We start from the raw sequence: 2314 nt of genomic DNA, 5'->3' as shown, positions 1-2314 counted from the left end.
CGCAGGCTCTTCAGTAATTTCCGCTACTTTCTCATAAAGTGTTGAAAAGTGACGTAAATAATAAGCATCTTGAATCAAATAGTAACGGAAGTTTTCAATAGGCAACGTCCCATCTTGTAGCTGCAAAATAAAAGGATGGTGGAAACTCCCCTCCCAAAAGGGTCTCGTTTGACTGCGGGCGATTTCTGTAAAAGTCTTTTCCATTAAATTATATTCTCCAATCTCATAATCATATTGCCGACGACAACTAAACTCATGCATAAAACAATAGCTGGTGTAGACATTTTCCATTGACGGTACTGGCGGCGTGGCTGGTCTTCAGAGAACCCTCTAGAATACATGGCTTCTGCGTACCGTTCACGCCAATTGAGGGCTAGAAAGATCACTTTCACATAATAGAGAGGTGACCATGGATATAATTTCTTCCCCCTTAATAAACTGGCATCATGCATACTCTTGATTTCCCTTTGAATTTCAGGCACAGCATGTATCACAACCAACAATCCATAGATAAAAATAGCCGGCACTTTATACTGTTCAAAAATTAGCAAGCAGTCTTGTAAGTCAACGGCAACCATAAATCCTATTCCTAAAGCCGCAAAGGCATAGGTTCTAGTGAATAATACCCAAGCGTCATCTAGTCCACTTCCTTGGATATAGACCGACCAAAAAGTGGTGATGGCAGGAATAAAAGGTAGGGTTAATAAAAATACCAGTACACCAAACCGTTTTTTAATAGCTAAGTAGGCTATAACCATTAATAAGACATAAATATTCAGCCAAACCGAATAGGTAAAAGATATTTCAATCGTGAACAAGAATACTAAGACCAGAATAGCTGGAATCGCTGTTTTCTTCTCTTCCATCAATTATCAAACCTCCTTCAGCACTTGATTGGACAAGTGAATATGATGATCACTTACACTTTCCAGCGGACAAAGGCGATGAGACACAATCAAGAAATCCGTATCTCTTTTCTTGTCTTCAATCCAATCCGCAAAGTAATCACTGGCTTTCTGGTCCAAACCCGCAAAAGGCTCATCCAGCATTAGAAACTGGTGGTCTAAACTCAATAAGGCGATTAATTGCACCATCTTCTTCTGCCCTTCGCTTAAATGATATAAACTTCGGTCTAAAACGTGGCTGATATGCAAGTCTTCAGGTGCCTGCATCTGGCGGTCACGAATTTCACCAGCATCTTCATTTGGAAACCGTAACTCACTCGCTACTTCCAACGTCACAAATTGTTGGGCTGCATCTTGAATAGCCAGGGTGAGTGATTCGTATAAGCTTTTCTTGCCCCAAAACCTTGAAAGTCTCCGGTCCTGAAACCGCATCTTGCCCTTGTAAGGGTGTAACTGGGCCATGGCCTTTAACAAAATCGATTTCCCCGCCCCATTATCGCCAGTTAGGGTTGATACCCCCTTTTGAAAAATGAATTTTTCTTGATGAAGCAGGGTTTTATCGCCTTGTTTGATTGCAATATTTTCCAAGGTGAAAGCTGATTCGCTGCTAGCTTGACCACTAGTCAACAATGGAATAGGCGCTTTTTCCGGCAAGGTGGTTACATCTGCTTCAGAAAGTTGGCCGCCTCGCATGATAAAGAATCGGTTGATGAGCCCCTTATAGTCAGTCAACTCATGGTCTACCACCACAATCAACTTGCCTTGCTGTCTTAATTTCGCCAACATGTGAATTAAGAAAAGTCTAGATGCTGGGTCAACTGATGCAAAGGGTTCGTCTAATAAGAAAACTGGTGGATTGACTGCAATCAAGATAGCCAAGGCCGCCCGCTGCTTCTCCCCACCTGACAGGGCCATCAAGTCTTGCTCTAATAAATGTCTGATACCCAAATCATCAACCGCTTGATTTAAACGCACTTTAGCTTGGTCATAAGGTAGACCGCAATTTTCTAAGGCAAAGAAGCATTCTCGTTCCAGGGTTCGCATGGTAAATTGTTGACCCGGATTTTGAAACATCAACCCGATTTTCTGGGCTTTTTCTGGAATAGTATAGTCTGACATCCGCTGGCCATCCATTACAACATTCCCTTGAAAACTTGCACCATTGAAGCCAACTATGGTATGGATGAAGGTGCTTTTCCCGCTACCACTATCACCCGTCAGTAAGATAAAATCGCCTAGCTGCCAATCACAAGAAATCCTGTCTAGGATGACGGTCTCATTTTTCCGGACGGACAATTCACTAATTTGTACTAAGGCACTCATTGGGCAAGTCCTTTGGCTTGGACCCTGTTGAATAGGCTAACGATTTGTTTAGTTAAAAAGACACCGAAAAATATCACTGAAATCAG

The 2314-nt window shown here is 42.2% G+C and carries 2 protein-coding genes and 1 pseudogene; all 3 read right to left on the bottom strand.

Features of this window, described 5'->3' with window-relative positions; all coding sequences use genetic code 11:
- Positions 1–204, bottom strand: a pseudogene (locus ACRCJ0_RS12210) (thiaminase II); the annotation flags it as partial.
- Positions 204–866, bottom strand: coding sequence for an energy-coupling factor transporter transmembrane component T family protein (locus tag ACRCJ0_RS12205; protein ID WP_431390593.1), 663 nt, complete (start codon positions 864–866; stop codon positions 204–206). The gene ACRCJ0_RS12205 and the pseudogene ACRCJ0_RS12210, both read right to left, overlap by 1 nt.
- A 6-nt stretch (positions 867–872) precedes the next feature.
- A complete protein-coding gene (locus tag ACRCJ0_RS12200) occupies positions 873–2228 on the bottom strand; it encodes an ABC transporter ATP-binding protein (RefSeq protein WP_431390592.1) in 1356 nt (451 codons plus the stop codon).
- Positions 2229–2314 lie beyond the last annotated feature (86 nt).

Source organism: Aerococcus sp. L_32 (assembly GCF_050689315.1).
This window is presented reverse-complemented; position numbering and strand designations above follow the sequence as displayed.